Source organism: bacterium (genome assembly GCA_037131655.1).
Taxonomy (GTDB): Bacteria; Armatimonadota; Fimbriimonadia; order Fimbriimonadales; family JBAXQP01; genus JBAXQP01.
The window spans coordinates 12,311-34,584 of record JBAXQP010000001.1 but is presented as its reverse complement, the minus strand read 5'-3'; the positions used below and the strand labels follow the sequence as shown (position 1 = coordinate 34,584).

Below are 22,274 nucleotides of genomic sequence, written 5' to 3'. Positions count from 1 at the left end.
TCGCCGGGGTACTGGCTAATCGAATTGCAAATAAGAAATTAACGGAAACCCAAGCCATTAGAATCGCCCAAAAATGGCTCTATGACAACCCCGTGGAACTTTATAAACTGGATACCGGCTAAATTCGTGGTTGACAGTGAACTCACTCTGTGCTACACTCTGCACCATAAATGTCCACTGTTATTGAGGATGTAACATTCGAGCAAATGCTCACCGAACATTTGCCCACCGTGTGGGAGATTGAGAAGCGTTCTTTTACGCTTCCATGGCATCACACCAGTTTTGCCAACGAGCTAACTAACAGTTCGGCCTTTTATTTCGTCGCCAAGCGTTCCGGTTCGGTCGTTGGTTATGGCGGAATGTGGCTGCTTATCGATGAGGCGCACATTACCACGATTGCGGTCGACCCCGTTTACCGTGGACGCCGGATCGGCGAACAAATATTGCTCGAACTGATTGATGTGGCTATCGATAAAGGGATGAGGCAAGCCACCCTCGAAGTTCGGGAGAGTAACCTTGCCGCCCAAAACCTGTATAAGAAATATGGGTTTAAAGCGGTTGCTGTCCGTCGCCGTTACTACCCCGACAACAAAGAAAACGCGGTTGTTATGTGGACGGAAGATATGCGCTTTCCTGAATTCCAATCCATGCTCGCAAAGCACCGCGCTGAGCTTGCCAAATGATCATCCTTGGCATCGAAACTAGCTGTGACGAAACTTCCGCTGCTCTCTTAGAGGATGGGGTCCGCATTCTATCGAATGTAGTGGCTTCTCAGGTCGAGATGCATGCCAAGTGGGGCGGAGTTGTTCCCGAAGCTGCCGCGAGGATGCATGTGGAGCGAATGAACCCCGTCATCCAACAAGCCCTCGATGAAGCAGGAATGACCTTTGATGATGTGGACGCTATCGCCGTCACCAACCGCCCTGGCTTAGTTGGTGCATTGGTCGTCGGAGTTGCCGCCGCCAAAACTCTCGCATTAGCCCTTCAAAAGCCGCTCATCGGAGTACATCATCTTGAAGGTCATATGTACTCGGCTCGCCTTGTCGATCCCGAATTAGAATTCCCTTATCTGTGTCTAATCGTCTCAGGCGGTCATACCGAGTTGATGCTCGTTAAAGGTCACGGCGACTACTATCTCCTTGGCCAATCGATGGATGACGCTGCAGGAGAAGCCTTTGATAAGTCGGCGAGGCTATTAGGACTAGGTTATCCAGGCGGGCCAAAAGTCGATGCTGCTGCCAAACAAGGCAACCCAAATGCCATCCCGTTTCCAAGAGCATGGATGGATGGCACACTCAATTTCAGCTTCAGCGGCCTCAAATCAGCGGTGTTGCGGTATGTGGATACGCAAGGAAAAGCTTTGAATGTGAATGATACCGCAGCAAGCTTCCAAGAAGCGGTTGTCGAGGTATTGGTTACTAAAACAATCACCGCTGCACGGCAGGTTAAAGTTAAGACGATCACTGTAGTAGGCGGCGTCGCTGCCAATTCACGACTTAATGAAGCAATGAGCACCGCCGCAAAGGATACCGGTTTTCGTTTAGTGATCCCGCCCTCCATCCTCTGCACCGACAACGCCGCCATGGTCGCCTGCGCCGGCTATTACCGCCTCCAAAAAGGCGAACGCAGCGACCTAGAGCTGGACACGCTTGCGACTGCGGATTTATAGCTAAGAAGCTATCAGCTATCAGCTTCAGAATGTCCCCCTTTTCCAAGGGGGGCTATAGGGGATCTCCGTAGTCTTTCTTATACATTCCATCGGAACGTCATTCCGATCGAAGTCGAGGAATCTTCCTGAAGACCCTTCGACTTCGCTCAGCGTGACGTGCCTTCGCTAAAGCTTTGGCACGTTGGGGGCTTCGCCCCTAGCCTATTTCTCTTAATAGAACCAATCCCCTGCCCGGAGTTGGGTGAAGATTACGGGCTAATTACTTCTTCTTCTTCTTTGGTAAAGTCTTTGGTGGTGAAGATTCGTTTGTCCTATTTTCGAACTGTGACATAAGGTTTTTGGCAGATCTGATATATTGATCCCAATCAAATGGGACGAACATATCGGCCTCGATCATTGAACCATCATATCCAACATTTACGACACAAGCTCCGTTGAAGGCATTGTTCACGATTTTGGTTAGCGGGGAATTAAACGCTTGTTGGGCTATTACGGACATGTCGTACATCATGAAAGCCTGGGCATTTGAAGATTTTTGAGAGAGCATGTTCTTAAATGCGGGCTGTTGAGTGATTGAACCAATCTTTTGCTGATTGCAAGCAATGGTTCTCATAATGGCTCGCTTGGAAGGAGAGGTGACTAATACGTCATTACCTGGAAGATAAAAGTATGTTACATCTTCCTCAGTAGCTGGGACACTAGGAGAACGCTTCTTTCCAGAAACTTTTGCTTTTATTGTTGAGGTCTCGACCAATTTATAAATAGTCTCTCCATCAAACTGAATGGCCGATAGCGCTAAACGATCCCCTGGCTGCAACTGAACACGTCCAGATTGAATATTCTTGAAATACTCTTGAGCGCTGCCGGCCGGATTCGCGCCATTTTGAGAGCCAAGTATAACTATGCATTCCGGACTAACTTTTTTTGTATCTGAAGGATAAATCCCGACAGTCATTTCACCATCAAAGCTCGGAAGAAATTGCTCATTAAATTTGAGACCTGTTTCCTTTTCAATTTTTGCAATTTCCATAATCATCGATTTAAGCAATTCAGGATATTGCTCGGCAGGATCAATGAACAAAGGCCATAACTTGCTCGGCTGTGATATTGTAACGAAGCTAATGGCACCTTCAGGTAAATAGCTGACGTTCTCAAGGCTAATCGGGGTTATGGCATTAAGAGTGTTCAAAGATTTCAATATAGTCGAATTGAGTTGGACGCTGAGCGACATTGAATATCCTGTATCTTGGAAGGCACAGGACATCGCAACCCACGGGCAAGTATTTAAGCACTTTAAAGCTAAAGCGAAATCTCTTTTCTGCTTTGGGGTTTTCAGCGTATTATTTGGGAATTTATTGAAGATATTAGTTTTAAGGAAAAGTTGCATATTCGATTCAATAGGCAGTGAAGCTTGCGCAGTTTGGAAGGCAGGCGAATTTATAAGGGACTTTGAAGGAGTTTCATAAATCCGAGCAATTCGAACCAGATTTGCTTTGGTCATAGAAATTACCAAATAATTCCCTACTAAGGTGAAATGTAACTCCTTGCTGTTAGGAAGGCTATATATTTTCACGCCGTCTATGGTAGTTAAAACAGCATCCTCTTTGAGCGCTTTTTGGACAGCAGAATGATCGGAAATCGTGATGAAAAAGGTCATACCAGAACTTGCTCGCTTGTTTGGATCGCCCCAAATGCAAAGAGTAACACTGGAGATAAAGTAGGGATGAATATCTCTCATTAACGGAACTGAGTTGCATGCCATGTTGATTGCTTCATCAATTTTTTGGCTCAACCCTTCACGAGAGAGGGATTCCTTTATTCGATTGAATAGAGCTACCTGACTTGACGCAGGTATTAACTCATAGGTCATGACTAACCATGCGTCAGACGGAACTAGGTTAGCGACATCTTGCCCATGTTTTGTGAGGTTAACCCTGAAATCTCTTTGAGCCTGTGCACCCAATGCAATGAGTAAGATGAGCGCGGATAACAGACCCGCTTTCTTTAACGAACTAAAGTTATTCATGATAAAACATTCCATGTTTTTATCAATAACATGAATCGACGCACAGAAAAGCCCCCCTATTCTAAGGGGGACTTTTCAGAGAGTAATGACTGATAGCTTATGTCTTTACCACGTTCCGCCGCCTGAAGGCGTGGGGGGTGTTGGCGCCTGTTTGCTGGCAAGAGCCATTGCATGGACTAAATGCTCCCAATCAACGGGTATAAAGGCTTCGCTGAAGGCTTCCTTATTGTTGACACTGCCGCTCACAACCGCTGTATCCTTAAATGCATCTATCCAAGCTTGAGAAGCCTCATTCGGTTTGTCTGTAGGATTATCCGCTTGGGTAATTGCTGTAATCATGGAGGGAAAATTAATCATATACAAAATTTGCGCCCCATGTACTCCATGAGACATCATTTTCTGGAAAGTCGGCTCTTGCGCTAAAGAACCGGTAGGCGATGTCTTACATCCTATCGCTCGTGTTAAAAGCTCACCAGAGGTGGTGATAACGAGCTTATCTCCAATCTGAGCGCAGGTAAATTCTCCAGCCATATCTTTCATTGTCGGATTATTGAATTTATAAACCTTTATGCCTTCTTCTTGAACGCTTGTTAGTTTATATCCGGCGACATTAGATAACATAAGTAAAGCCGTGGTGTTCCCCGTCAGTTTAGCAATAAGCTGACCGGGGGTCGCATTATTCGATGAATCGAGGACCAGCATCATCTCAGGCTGATTCTTATTATTTTTTGTGCTGGGATAAATGGCTAACGCGGCTTCACCAGCAAATGCCGGAAGCACATCTTTTGCAAAACTCAGTCCGCTTGTCTGATCGAAATCAGCAAGCCCTTGATCAATTTGTTTAGCCGCTTCGGGGTTCTGTGCCATCATTACCCGAATTACTTCCCAAAACTTGCTTGGCTGAGAAAGGGTATAGAAGCCGTATGCTCCTGAAGGCATTGCTTGAAGTGGTCCATATCTTAGAGCTTGAATATCATTCAGCCCTTCGAGACCTTTAACTACACCCGAGGGCATTCTGCCTGTTACAAGCAATCCATCATCACGCATTGTAAGCCCAACTCCACACCAAGCTGTAGAATTAATAGATTCCATAACTGATGTTGGGTTATAGGATTGTTGAACTTTCTGAACTCCGGATGGTTGGACAAAAATCATTAGGCTCGCATCTTCAGGCAACGTTTTACGCGCTTCCTTGAACTCTGCCGTATCCACAACAGAAATGACCTTGCCCGCCTTAACCTCCAAAACCTTATGGATATCGGAAGGTTTAACCGCCATTATCAGATTCGAACCCTCCAGCGCTATTCTAATTTCCGAGTCTGGAGCCTTATAAATCGTGACGCCATTGTCTTTCGTGGAGATGTTCTTGCTATTCAATATGGAAGCAACAGCTTTCGCGTTGGTTACGTTTAAAATAACCGCTCCACTTGTGTCCGTTACCGTTGATCCCCACATCCCTAAAGCCAAGCTATTGTTGATATAGGGTCTCAGCTCAGTCGCAAGCTTGGACGGACCAAGCACGCTGCTCAATAAGTCTTCCGTTTGCTTGTCTAATCCTTCACGCTTCATCGCATCGGAAATGCGAAGGAATAGATTAGCCTGAGTTGGCGAAGGATTGGTATCGATTGTAATTACCATCCAGCACCCTGTAGGTAAAAGGCGAGCGGCTTCCTCACCATTTCGAGAGAAAAATAGTCGATAACCCAACGCGCCTATTGCCAGAAGAATGACAAGCGCGAGGACAAATAATCCTCCTCGAAACCCACCACGTCTTTTGGCGATCTCATATTTGACTCCACAACTTTCGCAGATTTCCAAATCCGCAGGCATCTCTGCCTTACATGATTGACAAACTTTCATCTTAGCCTCCATTACTTTTTGCTGTCGTTAAGCTTCGATGCCAACGATCTGTCAATGAATAACATTGGCATCTATTGCAAAACGTTCTAGAAACCCGTAACATAATCCTACACCAATGTTGAAAAAAAAGCATGAAACGATAGAATTATTTGATTCGGAGGGTAACAGCCGCGGCTTTTATTCTGAGGGCAACCGACTTAATGACCTCACAGGCCGTGAATGGACGTTCTCGAGCCGTTCAGTAATAGCAAAAGCCTACCCCTCAAGCTTCCAACATAAATTGCGCAATCAACACGGCGGTCAAAAGCCGCCCGAATTATGCGCCGAACTTATTCGCACCTTTACCAAGGCAGGAGACAGGGTTCTCGACCCAATGATGGGCGTCGGCGGCACTCTCTTAGGAGCAACTATTTCCGAGCGATCGGCCGTCGGGATAGAAATAGAGCCGCGATGGGTTGAAGTGTATCAAAAAGTCTGTGAGCTTGAAGGGTTGACGCCGCAGCAAACCTGTCAAGGTGATTGCCTCAAAGTTCTGCCTGAGATTGAAGGTGAGTTCGACTTCATCCTAACCGATGTACCTTATTGGAACATGGATACCGCCAAACGCTCAACTGGCCAATATAAACGTTACGGACAAGAGGTTGAACCTGACAAACTGCGAAAGAAGCTTAGTCGATTTAATAATCAACCTGTTCAATCAAAGGACGAATGGCTTGCCCAGATGCGTGAAATTTTCGCGGTTTGCCAAACGAAGCTAAAGTTGAATGGGTATATGGCCGTGTTTGTTGGCGAGATGTATCAGAATGGCGTTTACCACCTCCTGCCGGCTGAATTGGCTAATGTGATTACACAAGATGGCTGGACGCCAAAGGCAAATCTTATCTGGTATGATGTATCAAAGCAGTTGCACGTCTATGGCTACCGCTACACGTTTATTCCGAGTGTCATTCATCAGAGCATTCTCGTGTTTCGCAAAGAAACGCCCTGATGGGCGCTGCTTTCGCAATTATTTGTAGACAAAGAGTAAAACGATGGGTGATAAGCTGCGAATCGTGCAAGTGATTTCGAGTTCCGTCCCTTCGGGAGCGGAGCATCAAGTAGCATTACTTGCGCGCCAATTTCAACAAAAAGGCCATGAAGTCACTGTTGTATGCCCCCCGGGGGGATGGCTTCCTGAAGCGCTCCGCAATCAAAATACTCCCTGTTGGGAAATGCCCATGCGTAAGGGAGGCTCTTTCTTTACGCATCTAAAACTACTTCGTCGGTTGAAGCGAAGCAAGTTTGATATAATCCACACACATCTTACCCGCGGCGCCTGGCATGGAGGGATCACGGCCACCCTTCGACGCATACCCATCGTCGCCAGCGTCCATGTCATCAATCACGATGTCGCATTCAACCTCATCCCAAAAACCGGCGGACGCTTGATTGCTGTTTCTGAATTCGTTAAAGAAAATCTTATCTCCAATAAAGTGCCTGCCAATGCAATCGATGTCGTCTATCATGGGACTGAATTTGCAGATAGTAATACACAGTGTTCAAAGGTTGGGGTATTCGAAGAATTTGGTATTGCGGAAAATTATCGGATAATTGGGTTGGTCGGTCGTGTTGCTTCTGATAAAGGACACCTTCTAGCTGTCCAAGCCATCCCCAAGGTACTTGCCAAACACAAAGACACGCATTTTATGTTCGTCGGCCGTGTCGAGCCGAATTTCTCACCCCTTTTAGAGAAAGCAATTGATGACCTAGGGATCAGGAAAGCCGTTACGCTAACCGGAAACCGTTCGGATGTCTCGCGCCTAATGGATGCGATGGATATCATGATCCTCCCTTCGAAAATCGAGACATTCGGTCTTGTTGTGATTGAAGCAATGGGCCGAGGCAAACCCGTCATCGCTACTCGTGTCGGCGGCCTCCCTGAGGTCATTCAAAACAATCTCACCGGTCTTTTTATCGAGCAGGAACCCGACGAATTAGCCGATGCCATCAATTCCCTTCTAAGCGATCCCTCTCGATCCAAAGCCATGGGCGAAGCCGGCCGAGAATGGGTCCGCTCCCGCTTCAACGTCCCCCGGATGATAGAAGAAACCGAAGCCATTTACCGGAAGATGGTAAAAGACTAAACACATTCCTCCAGGTCTAACTGCTTACGAACCCTAACCGCCCTTCGATACTGCCCTGAGGCCTACTCAGGATTAGACAGGTTTATTTACTAATTAGCTTTCCGGAGAGACCCCTTTGTACACCCCCTTGGAAAGGGGGGAATACCGACTCTGCCTTTCGTCTTTCTTTCTTTCGACTTTCTCCTCGAACCTAACAAAGCAGGCGGGGTATAGGACTAAAGACCTATTTTACGCGTGTTAGCTTTGACTCTGGCCGGTGGGTAGTAAGTTAGTATGCTATAATTCTTAAGTTAGAAAGTAAATTCGCCTCTTCTTCACGTGACGGGAGAAATGAGCGCTTTGAGTTGAAATATGCGAGCAGTTATTATCGCCGGTGGCTTTGGAACGCGAATGCGGCCGCTCAGCTTGAGCCGGCCAAAGCCTCTAATACCCGTCGCTAATCGACCTCTCCTTGAGTACCAGGTAGGGATTTTACGTAAAGCCGGTATCTCGGAGATAGTGTTCGCCACCAATTATTTAGCAGAACAAATCGTAGAGCACTTTGGCGATGGCAGTCGATTTGGGATTAGCATGAGCTATCGTGTTGAGCCCGAACCCATGGATACCGCCGGCGCAATAAGATATGCGGTTGACGGAATGCCGCCGAAGCGTTGTATTGTATTTAACGGCGATACGCTGCACGATTTCGACCTGAGCGCCATATTGGACTATCACGACAGTGTGCAGGCGGAAGTGACATTGACGCTTTACCGAGTGAACCGACCCCATCCGTTTGGAGTGGTTCCCTTAAATGCTAAAGGGCAAGTTGAAGCGTTTATCGAACCAACCAAAGAGCAAAAATTAGCGGCCGAGCGCGGCGATAAGGCTGAAGGTTCGGACCTGATTAATGCAGGCTTATATATCATAGAGCCTGAAATCGTTGAGCGCATCCCTTTGCGTAAGTGTTCGATTGAGCGCGAATTCTACCCTGGTCTGCTCAAGTCAGGCGGCAGTGTTTTCGGATATGAATGCGGCGGCTATTGGATTGACATAGGCCGCCCGTCACAGTTATTAAAAGCAACAAAAGCTTTGCTCACGGAAGAGCTTAAGTTAACCTCGCTTATAAGCGGTGAGTGTCAGGATAAGCGATGGATCGGAATCGATGCTCAGATTGCAGATAGCGCTCGCATCGATCCGGGATGCCATATCGGGGTTGGTTGTGTTATCGGTGAGAACGTCGTAGTAACCGGCCAAACAACGATTGGAATAGGCTGCCGAATCGGCGCCGGATCGATCTTAGACGGATGCATTCTTATGGAACGCGACACAGTAGGAGAAAATTGCCGTCTAACAAGATGTGTAATCGATCAAAATTGCAGAATAGAAGATTATGTAAAGGCGACGGAAGTCGTACTTGGAGCTGAAGGAATTATCGGGCCATGGAGTAGTCTGGGCGATTCGATTCTATAACCTCTAGGAAAATTGGAGAACAACTATGCGTGTAACTTTGGTGGATTTACAAAGCCAATATCATGCGATTAAGCATGAGGTTGATGACGCAGTATTATCTGTGTTAGAAAGTGGACGCTATATTCATGGCGAAAACTGTTCTATGCTCGAAGAAGAAATCGCCTCTTTGGAGGGTACGCATTACGGGATCGGTGTAGCTTCAGGTACGGATGCCCTAAAACTGGCGCTTGGAGCGATGGGGATTGGCGAGGGGGATGAAGTTATCACAACCCCATTCACTTTTGTCGCCACCGTCGAAGTGCTCGTTCAGATCCATGCCAAACCTGTGTTCGTTGACATAGACCCGGTTACTTTCAACCTCGATGTCAATCTCATTGAAGCTGCAATCACCGATAAAACCAAGGCTATTCTTCCCGTCCATCTCTATGGTCAATGCGCGGATATGACCGAGATTTGTGAAATCGCCAAGAAGTATGGCTTGAAAGTCTTAGGCGATGGCGCTCAAGCAATCGGCTCAGAGCATAATGGTCAACCGATGGCCAAATGGGGCGATGCCGCAACATTAAGTTTCTTCCCGACTAAAAATTTAGGCGCGGCGGGCGATGCGGGAATGGTATTGACGGATGACCCGGAAATCGATCATATCGTACGCAGCTTGAGAGTGCATGGTATGAACGGTGGCGGCTATATCTATCGCCACATTGGCTATACCAGCCGATTGGATGAGATTCAAGCGGCTATCCTTCGAAGCAAGCTTCGCCACCTGCCAGAATGGACTGAGCAGCGGAGACGTAATGCCAGCATCTATATGAAAGCTCTCAGCGGAGTTGACGTTGTGCTTCCTGAAGTCCACGACCATAACCTGCACACCTATCACCAATTTACTATCCGACACCCAAGGCGCGATAATTTAAAAGAATTCCTCAAGGAACGGGGAGTTGACAGCGCCATTTATTATCCGTTGTGCATCCATACCCAAAATGCCTATGAATTCCTGGGGTATTCTGAAAATGATTTCCCCGAGGCGGAAAGAGCGGCAGCAGAAGTCATTTCCTTGCCAATTCATCAACATCTGAGTGCAGAGCAGATAGAATTCGCTTCCGAGCTCGTATGCCAGTTCACTCAGGAACGAGTTTCAATTTAATGAAAGCAATGATTTTAGCGGCTGGGGTTGGATCGAGGCTGGATCCACTTACTCGCAATGTCCCCAAACCGATGGTTCCAATCGTCAATAAGCCCGTTATGGAGCATACGATCGAGCTTCTGAAGCAACACGGGTTCCACAATATCATGGTGAACCTGCATTACTTCGCCGATCAGATTGAGGAACACTTCGGAGATGGCAAGAAGTGGGGCGTTAAAATCACATACTCCAAAGAAGATCAGCTTTGGGGTGACGCCGGTAGCATTAAACGCGTTGATAAGTTCTTTAATGACACTTTCTTAGTGATTGGCGGCGATGCTCTTACTGATTTAGACCTATCCCGCCTGATTCGATTTCACAAAGAGAAAAAAGCCATCGCGACCATCGCGCTGTCTTTGGTGGACGACCCTTCCGAATATGGTATTGCGCTTCAAAATGAGAGAGGCAAGATCACTCGATTCCTCGAAAAGCCCAAGGGTGAAGTTATCTTCTCCAACACCGCCAACACGGGGGTCTATGTCTTCGACCCAACGGTATTCGACCTCATCCCTCGTGGTGTAAGTTATGGCTTAGGAAAAAATCTACTCCCCTTATTATTAGAACAGAAGCGTCCATTTTATGGCTTCCTCACCAGCGCTTATTGGAAGGACGTTGGCGATCTAAACATCTATCGCAAAACACAGACCGATGCGATGGAAGGTAAGGTCGATCTGAAGTTCCCCTTTAAGCAGCATCATAAGTATGTTTGGATTGGCGAAAACACTGATATTCGCACGAAACCCGAAAACATCGGATACCCCGTAGTGATCGGCAATAATTGCGTGATTGAACCTGGCGCGAAGGTGCTCGAAGGAAGCGTTCTCGGCGATAATTGCGTCGTCGAGGAGGGCGCAACTGTTATGAGCAGCCTGATGTGGAAAGGCGCTCGGGTTCAACGCAATACTTACATCGAACGCTGCATCATCGGCAAGGATTGCCACGTCAAATCCAATGCCGCCATCTTCAACGGAGTTATCGTCGACCCCAGCCGCGGCCAAGTAGAAAAAGGCGCGATTTAGTCTTTTAGCTTGATTATTATCATTAATGGCGCGCACACAGGTATTATTTTGCGTAGGGGTGTTAGTGTTATGCGTTTCCGTCCAGTTGTACTCTGCCTTGTTTGCTGTGGACTTGCCTTTGCGCAAGGGAAATTTGAATGGAAGTCATTACGGGAAGATCAGCCGATCAAACCATCAAAAGTAACTTTCGATGGTGATGGATCGTTTGAGATCAACGGAATGGGTGACGCCACATTTGAAATGAATGGTGCGCTCTTTTTAGTTGGCTTAAAGGCTCAAAAAATTGTCATACCCCCAACGCTTAAGCTTGAATATGGGCCAAAAACAGTAACACAAGCCGGCAAGGCTGTTGAACGAGTCGGTTATTACGGCAAAGGCACCGTTAAAATCATTGGCGGCGAATTCAAAAAGATAATGTACCTCGGCGCAAAAACCAAAGGGACTTTTAATGGTATTGGTATGTGCCAATTCAACGGTCGCGGGATCTATAAAATAGAAGGTTTGGACAAGAAGGAATGGACTGATGCCAGCGGAAGTATCTATGTTCCACCCTTAGTTGAAAAGAACCCCGTGAATCCAACTGGAGTTAGCCCGACACTTCCTGCAAATCCGAAGCCGACAGCGATGCCAACACCATCTCCTAAGCCCAATAATCCTGCCAAGCTAATCAAACCGGCTAAATAGTTCAACCGATTGTTATTGGAACAAATAGTCCGAGAATGGCTCCGGTTAGAGTGCAAAATAGGTTCACTGTATCGTTGGTCATCCATTTTAAGCCGCTTACCTTTATCGAGCATTGGCCGCAACAGGTTGACTTCTCCAGAGTCTTTCCACAGATAGAACAGAAGTATCTGGCTTGAAGTGTCGCTCCTAAAAGACTATCAACAAGGCTTGCTGCCCAACCTATGAGACCGAATTTAAACGGCGCCGCCCATGAGTGCCACAGCAATCCGCTCATGCCCACAACAATTCCTCCCGCTATTGCAGCGCCCCAACCCTGAAAAGTGACTGCGCCGGATACACCCGGTTCAGCCGGTTGACCGGTAGCGATATTGAACGGGTTACGTCCGACTAATATGCCGATTTCCGTTGCCCAAGTATCGGCATTGGCTGCAGCAAAAGCTCCAATGAAGGCGCCTAAAGCATGGGGATTATAGTCATAATATGCCCACAGGCAGCAGAGCGTTCCGACAGCCCCATTCGCCAACACCTGCGCCCAATCCCTGTTCTCTTCTGCAAAGTCTTCTTGAATCTCTCGCTTGCGGTTTCGACCGACCCGGCCAAGTGCATTTGAACTTAAAAAGAAGAGCAATAGAGGAACAGAAGCTCTCCATCCACCTGCCCCAAAAACAGCCGCGCCGATACAAAAGGCTGCCATCGCTCCGCCGAATGTCAACCATCTTAATAAGAAGGCTGGCGCAACAATTAGAAACGCCAGCCCGACTGCTAAAATCCACTGTGATAAGTTCATAAGCTCTTAAGTAATTGCGAACTAACCGATGCCGTCGCCAAAGCTCCACATCACTAAACCGGACAGCAGTTTAGGATAGAAGAAAGTGGATTTCTGCGGCATCTTTTCTCCACTCGATGCAATCTCTCGTGTCTCATCAACTGTCGGCGCATTAATCATGAAACCGGCTGCGAATTCGCCGGAACCGACCTTGTCGAGAACCTCATTATCGTCGCGAGTATAAGCCTCGACACCCTTCGGCAGTCCAAGCAGCTTCTCCATCATCAATGTATGCAGGACGGTAACATCCAACCGCTTCCATACCATCGAATGCTCTTCCTCGACAACTTTATCCATGATATCGATGTCGCGCAAAGTGCAGAGGTAACCCTTATTAGGAAGGACGATCCCAACAACACGCGCACCATTACTAGCGGCCTTGCGCACCATCTCCGGAAGCTCTTCGACTTTAACTTCATCGACTTGGAAGTATTCTTCCAATTTCGCGGGGAAGTTAGCCATCACTTCAGGCGGCATTGATTTGACCATACGATGAGTAGGCAGGACAATCAAACCTGGGTCTTGCAATGCGGTAAATGCGACAGGGAGGAAATCCTCAGGTACCGTGCCGGTAGCCTGAACATATTGCTTTCGGAAGTTCAAAATCGTCTCGTACCGATGATGACCATCAGCGATCAAAATACGCTTGTCCGCAAACAACCCTTCAATTTCGACGTTGGTCTGCTCGTCATCGCACACGTAAAGTTCGTGATAAATGCCATCAGGCGTTTCCGTTGAACAGAGCGGCTCGAATGTTGCGTTCTCCAACGTCTGCTTGATCTTGCCGTTGGCATCATCATACATGCCATAAATACATTCAAGATGAGTTCTCGTGGCTTCAAGTAATCGTAAGCGGTCTTCCTTATGACCTGGGAAAGTCTGCTCGTGGGGCATGACTGTGCCGGTCTCATAAGGTTCCGATCGAAGAAGGCCGATAATGGCGGAGCGCTTATGTTTTTGCCCCGTAACCGGATCGGTGAATGTCTGTCGATATAAATAATAGCCCGGTTTTTGATCGGGGACTAGCTGTTGCTCTCTACGCCATTCGGTCAGCCTAGCGGCGGCTTGAGCATATTTCACATACTGACTGCGATCATCAGATTTGCCCTCAGGAAGGGTGAGATGAACGATATTATAAGCATTCGATTGCCCTAATTTTTGCCTATCTTCGGGCGAAATAACATCATATGGCGGTGCCACAACTGTATCGATTGGCATCGTATAACGAACTGCACAAAATGGTTTGATAATTGCCATGCGGGTTGACTCCTACTCCTAATATCCCTTAACGAAGTGTCTTATTATGTTACCCTCTAACGGACGAAAGAATGAAGCTTTAGCGGGTATGCTATCTTACATCAAGGAGGCGGAAATGCGGTTTCGATTTGTTACAGTAGATAAGAAAACTGAGGGAAGAGAAAACGGGATTACTCAAGTTCAGATAAGAACGGATGAGTGGCCGGGCAATACGGTTTTGCTCTGGTTTCCCGAAGCTGTTGGACCCGTTTGGGAGAATTGGAATCCCGATGGGGCCTATCAAGATTTTATAGTAAGAGATAGCGGAGTTAGCTGGGTTTATGACCTCAAACCTCAAGCGCTAGTGGAAGCCGTCTTAAAGGCTGAAGAGAGTTCGCTCATGCTGAATGTTCATGTCACCAACCGCTCTCGCGAAATGCTTGAGAAGGTTAGTGTGCAGAACTGCTGCCATCTGAAGGAATCCCCTGATTTTGCCTGCGGCGATCATACGCGCATTTTCATTCGAACCGAAGGCAAATGGATGCCGCTATCAGAACTCGCACCTCAACAAGCTCATTCAGTCTATTATAAAAAGGATTATCTTGAAAGCGGAAATACTGATTATTGGGATGCCTGTTGGGGTGAAAACCGCGAGAACCATTATTCCGACTATCCGCTGATGGTATGCGTATCCAAAGACGGCAAGCGCTCCATCGCAACCGCATCCGAAAACTATCGCTGCGTCTTTCACAATTCTGCGTCAAGACTAATGTGCATCCACTCCAACCAATGCCCAGTCCCAACTCTCGCCCCAGGCGCCACCGAAACTTTCCGCCAAAAAATCTACTTCGTCGAAGGCGGCCTAGAAAAAGCCATCGCCACCTATGAAGCAAGCGTGTTGAACGGCAATTTCATTGATTAAGCTAAATAGAAGCTAAGGGACATAACCCATTGATTTCAACCCTCAAAGGCAGGCCTATCGGCCTGCCTTGTTTGTTAGGGTAATATGGGGGAAAATGTTTATGGGATAGGTGTTGGACTTTGAGTGATATGGTTGAAGTAATTCCGCTTGGTGGCGTGGGGGAGATTGGAAAGAATATGATGGTGCTTCGGCACCAGGAGCAGATTCTTATTGTCGACGCTGGCCTCGCTTTTCCTACTGACGAGCTTTATGGCGTTGATCTGGTGGTTCCGGATATTCAGTATCTGATCGAGCATAAGGATGAGGTAAAAGGGATAGTCCTCACCCACGGGCACGAAGACCACGTCGGCGCACTGCCTTATGTTCTTCCTGAAATCAATGTGCCCGTCTATGGCACGGAGATGACTCTGGCTCTTATTCGGCATAAACTCACGGAAAAAGGGCTGATAGAGAATACTGAGCTTATCCCGATGATCCCTGGCGAGGCATTCCATGTAGGCGTTTTTGAAGTCCTGCCTGTTCGAGTCACCCACAGCATTCCTGAAACCTGCAGCATCGCTATCAAGACCTCATTAGGCACAATCGTGATGACGGGCGACTTCAAGTTCGACCTCACCCCGATTGGCGGGAAGCTCTCCGATATGGCTCTCTTAGGACGTCTGGGCGATAATGGCGTCCTGCTGCTCATGAGTGATACCACCAATGTTGACTGCCCTGGTTGGGGGCCGTCGGAACGATTAGTTGGGGAAGAACTTGGGCGTATTATCGACAAAGCCCCTGGTCGAGTTTTGGTCACTACTTTTGCCTCTAATATTCACCGACTTCAACAAGTGATGGATTGCGCAAAAAATGCTGGCCGAAAAGTGGCAGTAGTTGGACGGCGTATCGAACAGACATGCGAAATCGCTCGCGACCTCGGCTATCTCAAATATCCAAGCGATTTAAGAATTCGAGTTCAAGATATCGATCAGTATGCGCCTAACGAAGTGTTAATTATGACCACCGGTTCTCAGGGAGAACCACTATCAGCCCTCAGCCTAATGGCTCAGGATGAGTATCCTCGCATGAAAATCACGCCTGGCGATACGGTCATTTTATCGGCAAGCCCTATTCCGGGCAATGAATCTTTAATACGAAAGACTATTAATCGTCTCGTCCGACAGGGTGCAAATGTCATTTATACAGAAATAGCCCCCGTCCATGCCTCCGGCCATGCCCACCAAGAAGAACTCAAGCTCATGCTCTGCCTCCTTCGGCCCTATTACCTTGCCCCTGTTCATGGAGAACCACGGCATCAACATCTTTACCGTGAAATGGCTCTCAATATGGGCTGGACGAACGATCAAATTGTTCAGTTAGATTTAGGTGACCGTTTAATCCTCACTTCTGAAGGTATCGAAAAGGGTGAAAAAGTGCCTTCAGGGCGAGTGCTTATCGATTCAGGCGGTGGGAGTGGAATTCCTGAAGAAATCGTTCGAGATAGGCGGCATCTGGCAAGTGACGGTATCGTCATGGTGCTGGTCGGGTTGAGCGCTGAAACCGGCGAAGTGCTAACTGAGCCTGAATTCGTAATTAAAGGACTGGCAGTCACAGATGATAGTCTATGGGAAGAAGCCAAAAAGCTCATCATGGACAAACTTGCCGAGCTTTCTCCTGCAGAAACCGCGGATAGCAACGCAGTCGAAGAAGAACTAGCCGACGTCCTCAAAAAATTCCTACGCAAAAAAGCCCAACGACGCCCCGTTATCGTTCCTGTTGTCGTGGAAATGTAGCTTAGGCGAAAGGGAACGTATTGCGTAGTACGTATCTCGGAGTGAAAATCAGAGATCAAAACTCAGACCGGATCGAAGCACGGATCCGGATTTCCCCCTTTTCCAAGGGGGAATACAAAGGGGTCTTGGGGGAGATTGCCACGGGCATACCTCATCTCTCGCAATGACATAGAGAGAAGCTTCTAATTTATACTTTTTCCCTCTCCCGCAGCGTGGGAGAGGGACTTCACGAGAAGGGGTGAGGGTTACCAGGGTTTTTGATACATCGGGAAAATGGTCGTGTCGTAAACGTTAATCCCTGCTGGCGCTGTTACTGCGTGAAGGACGCCTTCGGCAATCATTCTCGGGGTGAGTTCACCGGGTTCAGGGGTCTCATCCGTTTCTGCATATTTTAAGTGAACGCATCCTGGGCACATCATGCCGACGGCTATGTTCAATCCGGAACCATGCAACTCACGCGCAACCGATTCAGTGAGGCCTTTTAATCCGTATTTGCTGGCATTATAAGCCCCCGCATCGCCTCCCTCAGTCCAGTGGGAACGGACTGAGCCAATATTGATAATTTTGCCCGTTCCACCCTGAGCCTTCATTATCCGAACCGCATGCTGGATGCAGTTAAAAACAGCCACCACATTGACTTCTAGGCACTCTCTAAAATCTGCAATCGGCAGTTGCTCGACCGGGCCAAAGGGGTAAATGCCAGCGTTGTTAATCAAAATGTCCAACTTGTCGAACTCGCGCACGGTCGCTTCAAAAAGTCGGTCGACAAACGCTTCATCCGTGATATCCCCCGTTAGAGCCAGGACTTGACCGCCCATTTTACATATCTTCGCCCGAACAGCCTCAACCTGCGATTCCGTTCGAGCGGTAATAACCACCGTAGCGCCGTTTTCAGCAAAGAATTCAGCGATCCCACGCCCAATCCCTCTTCCAGCCCCAGTCACTATAGCGACTTTACCTTCCAGCTTCTTCTCACCCATTATTTCACTCCAAGCTATTAAGTACCCTATTAAACCTGAAAACACAAATACAATGTCATTAATGCTCATGTTGCTGTCAAGCACAAACAAATAGCCATTGGTTGTTGTAATCAATGGCTATTTGTTTGAAAGGCAAACTAAAGTTCAAGCATCGAACCTGCAGTACAGTACATATATCAACCGAAACGGCCACGGATATAGTCTTCAGTTTGAGAACGTTGTGGACAGGTGAATAGGCGTTCGGTGGGTCCGAATTCCATTAGCTCGCCGATCATAAAGAAGCCGGTGTAGTCCGAAATACGGCCGGCTTGCTGCATGTTGTGGGTGACGATGACAATGGTGTAATCGTCCTTTAATTCTTGAATAAGCTCTTCGATTCGGAAGGTAGCGATTGGGTCGAGCGCGGAGCAGGGTTCGTCCATTAAAATCACTTCCGGTTGAACAGCCAACACTCGGGCGATACATAGACGCTGCTGCTGACCTCCGGATAGCATAAGGCCGGATTGTTTCAGCTTATCTTTTACTTCATCCCAAAGGAAAGCGCGTTTAAGGCTGGTTTGAATGATTTCATCCAACTGATTCTTGTCCTTAACGCCATGAATTCGCGGCCCGTAGGCCACATTTTCATAGACTGTTAACGGAAACGGATTAGGTCGCTGGAAAACCATTCCAACTCGACGACGCAAGTTGACCACATCCACATCGCGGTCGTAAATATTGCTCCCATCCAGCAATACCTCGCCTTTGGCGTGTGTATCGGGGATTTCATCGTTCATTCGGTTGAGGCACCTTAAAAAGGTACTCTTCCCACACCCCGAAGGCCCTATCAATGCGGTAATTTTGTGCTCTTGAATAGAGATGTTTACACTCTTAAGAGCGCGAACGGATGAATAATAGAAATCCAAATCCTTTGCTACGATACGTATATTTTCCTCAGTCATGCTAGTTCACTCCAATAAAATTGCATAGTATGTACTATGCTCCCTACCAATTCTGTTTAGCGCGGAAGCGAGCGCGGATTATAATTGCTATCGCATTGAAGGCTAAAACCACCATTAGCAACACAAAAGCGGTGCCCCATTGAAATGAGTCGGGGACGCTGGTTGCTTGGGTGGAAATGATATATAGGTGATAGGGCAACGCCATGGTCGGGCTTGTTACCTGGTACCAAGCGGGCGACGATGCCTGGTATAGAACGGCTACGGTTAATAGAATGGGCGCTGTCTCACCGGCAGCACGCCCAATAGCCAGGACAATACCGGTCATAATTCCCGGTAATGCATTTGGAAGTGTTACCCTGCGAATGGTCTGCCATTTCGTACCGCCTAATGCCAATGAAGCCTCTCTAAAGGATCGAGGCACCGTCTTTAGCGCCTCTTCAGTTGAGGTTATGATGAGAGGCAGAACTAAAATCGCAAGCGTCATCGAGCCCGCAATAATTGAGGCGCCGAACCCCATATTCAATACATGCGAGCCAATTTTTGGGTGAAAATGCCATCCAAAGAGGTTCGGGTCAGCAAACCAGGGACCGATTGTCAGTACGAAAATGCCCAACCCGAACAAGCCGAAGACGATACTCGGCACCCCGGCAAGGTTGATGATGGCCAATCGTATTGTTCGCGTCCAACGACCTTGTCGAGCGTATTCATTCAAATAGATCGCACCAAAAACGCCAATCGGCAACGCGAAAAGTAATGCATAGCTCACCAAAAGCATCGTGCCCCAAATAGCTGGTTTAATCCCACCTGCGCACATGTTTTCTAACGGCGGCGAAGTTAGGAACGTCCAGTTGACCGCAGGTGCGCCCCTGACGATAAGGTAAATTAACAAACCGGCAATCGGTGATATGCATAAAAACGCTAGCAGTCTGAGCAGCATGAATACTTGACGCTGCTTAGTCTTGCGTTTTTTGGCATGACGGCTTGCTTGCTCAGCCATCAGCGCTCTTTGGATTGACTTCATATCAACAGACTCAACCCATTCATTAGTAACTTGTGAAGCTATTACTGAGCTACTCTCCATCATGTTCCCCTAACTCCTCGTCTGGCAAAAAGGTAACTTGCATAGTTAATGACAAAGGTCATGATGAACAGCACTAAACCGATGTTGAACAACGCCGAGTAATGAGTGCTGTGATTAACAACCTCACCAAACTCCTGCGCTATCGTGGCTGTCATTGTGCGAACAGGTTTGAAGAAACCAGCAAGACCTGCAGGGATAACCGGTGAATTGCCAGCAACCATAACCACCGCCATCGTTTCTCCGATGGCTCGTCCAACGCCAAGCATTGCTGCTGCAACAAATCCTGAACGGGCTGCGGGAATAATCGCTTTTCGAATGGTCTCCCATTGAGTTGCGCCTAGCGCTAAGGATGCTTCCCTAAATTCTTTTGGCACTGCTCGTATGGCATCCTCTGCAACGGTTACAATCGTAGGAATGGCCATGAATGCCAGCATGATCGCACCAGTGAAAGCGGACAACCCTACATCCATATGCAGTTCAATGCGGAAGACCTTGTTCATCACAAATTCGATATAAGGTCCCATCTTGGCAACTGCGGGAACTACTACCAAAAGGCCGATGAACCCGATGACAATAGATGGCACAGCTGCCAAAAGCTCGACCGCAGGTTTCAAAATCTCCCGCCAACGACGAGTTGCAATCTCTCCAATGAAAATTGCTGTACAGATACCTAAAGGCAGGGCGATAACTAAAGCGCCAAAAGTAACCAGAAGGGAACCTAAGATGAGCGGCAGCATGCCGAACTGGGGGTAGTCCGAATTCGGGTTCCAGTGGCGCCCGAAAATCATGCTGACCGTGTTGTACCACCATCCAGGAGCACGCGTTCTCGGTTCTGCATCAAGAGCGAATAGATAGCCTTTTGAACGATCCTCATCGCTTGTCGCTCTAAAAACCGGAAGCTTAATCTGTCCCTCATAGCTAATATTCGATGCCGAAGGATCGCCTGACCTTTCGGCGGCTGGAAGGGGTTTGCCTTTGCTAAGATCGATTTCAGGCATCTGATAATCAACCCCGGCAGGCGCTCTAACTAGGCGCAATTTGTACTTGAAAGGGGTGTCAGAGGGATCGAAATCGGCATCCGGTTTCCAGGTCAGCTTGATCGTATTTCCCTCATATAACTCGGTGGCATAGACATAGAACAAGTGTTCAGCCTTTTCGCCAACCCGTTTGGGAGCGCGACAATCCGAACCAACAAGAGTTTCCCCGCCCCCTGGCTTAGTGAGAGAAAAAGCAACTGTAACCTTATCGCCGGTATCAACTGCCGAATAATCTTCAGCGGCTTCATCCGACTCATCTTCGCCCTCTTTGCCTCCCGGAACTGCTCCTACTAAGTGCTTAATTGCTAATGGAGAAGTCCCTTCCGATGTCGGGCTAGATGCGGCGATTTCCCATCCATAGGTGTGCTCTCGTGTAAATGCCTGCATCGAATCCTTAAAAAGGAAAATAAACACCAGCAAAATTATGATGATAGAAAGCGCTCCATTGACGAAAATGAAACGCTCGATTAGCCATTCTTTAAGATGTATTTTTCGTTTCTTGCGATTTATTTGCATCGCTTATTCCTTGGCCGGCTTAAAAAGTCGGCGGCGTCAGCCGTGCGATCGCCGCCGCAATAACTAGCATTTACTCAAGGAAGTGGTACGTACCCAACCTTGGTCACGAGGGCCTGTCCCTTTGGGCTCAGGCAGAACTTGACGAAGTCCGCAGTCACACCACTGGGTTTACCGTTGGTGTAGAACTGAAGCGGACGGGAGACTGGGTACTTGCCGGATTGAACGGTTTTATCTGAAGGCAGAACTGCCGCCTTGCCGGGTCCGGGTGAAACTGATAGAACTTGAACGTTTCGCTTACCACGGAAATATGCCTCGCCACCATAACCGATCGCATTCGGATTATTGGTGATTTCCTGTTGTATAGCTTTAGTCGAGGGCATGAATAGGGCATCAGAACGGTAAGAAAGTCCTTTAAGAACAACTTCCTTTACATAGCTGTAGGTCCCTGAATTGTTATCACGAGAAAGCACAACGATACGACCGGCTTTACCACCGACTTGGCTCCAATCGCTAATTGCGCCGGAGTAGATGCCTTTGATCTGGTCAACCGTTAATGTCTTTACAGGGCTATTGGAATTGACTGCGAAAGAAAGACCGTCTAAGGCAACGATCGTTCGATAAGGCTCACGGTTTCGTGATTTGCTCGAATCGATTTCCTTCTTCTTCATCGTTCGGGATGATTGGCAGATGTCACAGGTTCCGTTAATAAACGCTGCGATGCCAACACCGGAGCCGCCACCTGTAACTGAAATATTTACGCCAGGGTGGGACTTCATGTATTCTTCAGCCCATGCCTGCCCTAGCAGTACCATGGTGTCTGAGCCTTTAATAACGAGGCTGCCCTTTTGGGCAAATGCCGGCTGGCCGGCGAATAATGCTACAGCCAAAGCTGCGATCACGGTTAATCCGAAAAGTGTTTTCATTTGTTTAATCCTTTTTGAATTGGCTAA

Annotated in this window: 19 protein-coding genes; 10 read left to right on the top strand and 9 right to left on the bottom strand. The window is 47.8% G+C overall.

Features of this window, described 5'->3' with window-relative positions; translation table 11 throughout:
- Positions 1 to 170: 170 nt before the first annotated feature.
- The gene (gene rimI, locus WCO51_00165) at positions 171 to 683 is read left to right on the top strand and encodes a ribosomal protein S18-alanine N-acetyltransferase (GenBank protein ID MEI6511675.1); all 513 of its coding nucleotides are present in this window, start codon (positions 171 to 173) and stop codon (positions 681 to 683) included.
- On the top strand, positions 680 to 1,669 hold the full coding sequence (gene tsaD / locus WCO51_00160) for a tRNA (adenosine(37)-N6)-threonylcarbamoyltransferase complex transferase subunit TsaD (protein MEI6511674.1): 990 nt from the start codon (positions 680 to 682) through the stop codon (positions 1,667 to 1,669). Before rimI ends, tsaD begins: the two co-directional genes overlap by 4 nt.
- Before the next feature lie 259 nt (positions 1,670 to 1,928).
- Here tsaD and WCO51_00155 read toward each other — a convergent pair whose 3' ends face one another.
- Together WCO51_00155 and WCO51_00150 are read right to left on the bottom strand one after the other, a co-directional pair.
- Positions 1,929 to 3,695, bottom strand: coding sequence for a DUF3352 domain-containing protein (locus WCO51_00155; GenBank protein ID MEI6511673.1), 1,767 nt, complete (start codon positions 3,693 to 3,695; stop codon positions 1,929 to 1,931).
- Positions 3,696 to 3,800: 105 nt separating this feature from the next.
- Positions 3,801 to 5,555: a DUF3352 domain-containing protein gene (locus WCO51_00150; GenBank protein ID MEI6511672.1), complete on the bottom strand. Its 1,755-nt coding sequence runs from the start codon at positions 5,553 to 5,555 to the stop codon at positions 3,801 to 3,803.
- A 115-nt stretch (positions 5,556 to 5,670) separates the two neighbouring features.
- On the opposite strand from WCO51_00150, the gene WCO51_00145 reads away from it, so the two are divergent.
- From WCO51_00145 to WCO51_00120, 6 genes are all read left to right on the top strand, one after another.
- Positions 5,671 to 6,543 (top strand): DNA methyltransferase, encoded by an 873-nt coding sequence (locus tag WCO51_00145; protein ID MEI6511671.1) that lies wholly within the window; start codon positions 5,671 to 5,673, stop codon positions 6,541 to 6,543.
- A 43-nt stretch (positions 6,544 to 6,586) separates the two neighbouring features.
- A complete protein-coding gene (locus WCO51_00140; protein MEI6511670.1) occupies positions 6,587 to 7,678 on the top strand; it encodes a glycosyltransferase family 4 protein in 1,092 nt (363 codons plus the stop codon).
- Positions 7,679 to 8,029: 351 nt separating this feature from the next.
- Entirely contained in the window at positions 8,030 to 9,127 is a 1,098-nt protein-coding gene (locus WCO51_00135; protein MEI6511669.1) for an NDP-sugar synthase, read from the top strand.
- A 25-nt stretch (positions 9,128 to 9,152) separates the two neighbouring features.
- A complete protein-coding gene (locus WCO51_00130; protein MEI6511668.1) occupies positions 9,153 to 10,271 on the top strand; it encodes a DegT/DnrJ/EryC1/StrS family aminotransferase in 1,119 nt (372 codons plus the stop codon).
- Positions 10,271 to 11,329 (top strand): NDP-sugar synthase, encoded by a 1,059-nt coding sequence (locus WCO51_00125; protein MEI6511667.1) that lies wholly within the window; start codon positions 10,271 to 10,273, stop codon positions 11,327 to 11,329. Before WCO51_00130 ends, WCO51_00125 begins: the two co-directional genes overlap by 1 nt.
- Before the next feature lie 69 nt (positions 11,330 to 11,398).
- Positions 11,399 to 12,013 (top strand): hypothetical protein, encoded by a 615-nt coding sequence (locus WCO51_00120; protein MEI6511666.1) that lies wholly within the window; start codon positions 11,399 to 11,401, stop codon positions 12,011 to 12,013.
- Position 12,014: 1 nt separating this feature from the next.
- Here the strand turns inward: WCO51_00120 and WCO51_00115 are convergent, their stop codons facing one another.
- Positions 12,015 to 12,800 (bottom strand): DUF92 domain-containing protein, encoded by a 786-nt coding sequence (locus WCO51_00115; protein MEI6511665.1) that lies wholly within the window; start codon positions 12,798 to 12,800, stop codon positions 12,015 to 12,017.
- Positions 12,801 to 12,821: 21 nt separating this feature from the next.
- A complete protein-coding gene (locus WCO51_00110) occupies positions 12,822 to 14,096 on the bottom strand; it encodes a DUF1015 domain-containing protein (protein MEI6511664.1) in 1,275 nt (424 codons plus the stop codon).
- Between the two features lie 115 nt (positions 14,097 to 14,211).
- Between WCO51_00110 and WCO51_00105 the strand changes: the two genes are divergently transcribed.
- Together WCO51_00105 and WCO51_00100 are read left to right on the top strand one after the other, a co-directional pair.
- The gene (locus WCO51_00105; protein ID MEI6511663.1) at positions 14,212 to 14,997 is read left to right on the top strand and encodes a hypothetical protein; all 786 of its coding nucleotides are present in this window, start codon (positions 14,212 to 14,214) and stop codon (positions 14,995 to 14,997) included.
- Positions 14,998 to 15,125: 128 nt separating this feature from the next.
- Entirely contained in the window at positions 15,126 to 16,769 is a 1,644-nt protein-coding gene (locus WCO51_00100) for a ribonuclease J (GenBank protein MEI6511662.1), read from the top strand.
- A gap of 245 nt (positions 16,770 to 17,014) precedes the next feature.
- Here WCO51_00100 and WCO51_00095 read toward each other — a convergent pair whose 3' ends face one another.
- The 5 genes from WCO51_00095 to WCO51_00075 all read right to left on the bottom strand — a co-directional run bounded on the left by WCO51_00095 (position 17,015) and on the right by WCO51_00075 (position 22,247).
- Positions 17,015 to 17,749, bottom strand: coding sequence for an SDR family oxidoreductase (locus WCO51_00095; GenBank protein ID MEI6511661.1), 735 nt, complete (start codon positions 17,747 to 17,749; stop codon positions 17,015 to 17,017).
- 176 nt (positions 17,750 to 17,925) lie between these two features.
- Positions 17,926 to 18,690: a phosphate ABC transporter ATP-binding protein PstB gene (gene pstB / locus WCO51_00090; GenBank protein ID MEI6511660.1), complete on the bottom strand. Its 765-nt coding sequence runs from the start codon at positions 18,688 to 18,690 to the stop codon at positions 17,926 to 17,928.
- Between the two features lie 43 nt (positions 18,691 to 18,733).
- Positions 18,734 to 19,774 carry a PstA family ABC transporter permease gene (locus WCO51_00085; GenBank protein ID MEI6511659.1) on the bottom strand — a complete coding sequence of 347 codons (1,041 nt, stop codon included), beginning with the start codon at positions 19,772 to 19,774 and terminating at the stop codon, positions 18,734 to 18,736.
- The gene (pstC, locus tag WCO51_00080) at positions 19,771 to 21,324 is read right to left on the bottom strand and encodes a phosphate ABC transporter permease subunit PstC (GenBank protein MEI6511658.1); all 1,554 of its coding nucleotides are present in this window, start codon (positions 21,322 to 21,324) and stop codon (positions 19,771 to 19,773) included. Before pstC ends, WCO51_00085 begins: the two co-directional genes overlap by 4 nt.
- A gap of 74 nt (positions 21,325 to 21,398) precedes the next feature.
- Positions 21,399 to 22,247, bottom strand: a complete 849-nt coding sequence (locus WCO51_00075) for a PstS family phosphate ABC transporter substrate-binding protein (GenBank protein MEI6511657.1) — start codon at positions 22,245 to 22,247, stop codon at positions 21,399 to 21,401.
- Positions 22,248 to 22,274: the final 27 nt, after the last annotated feature.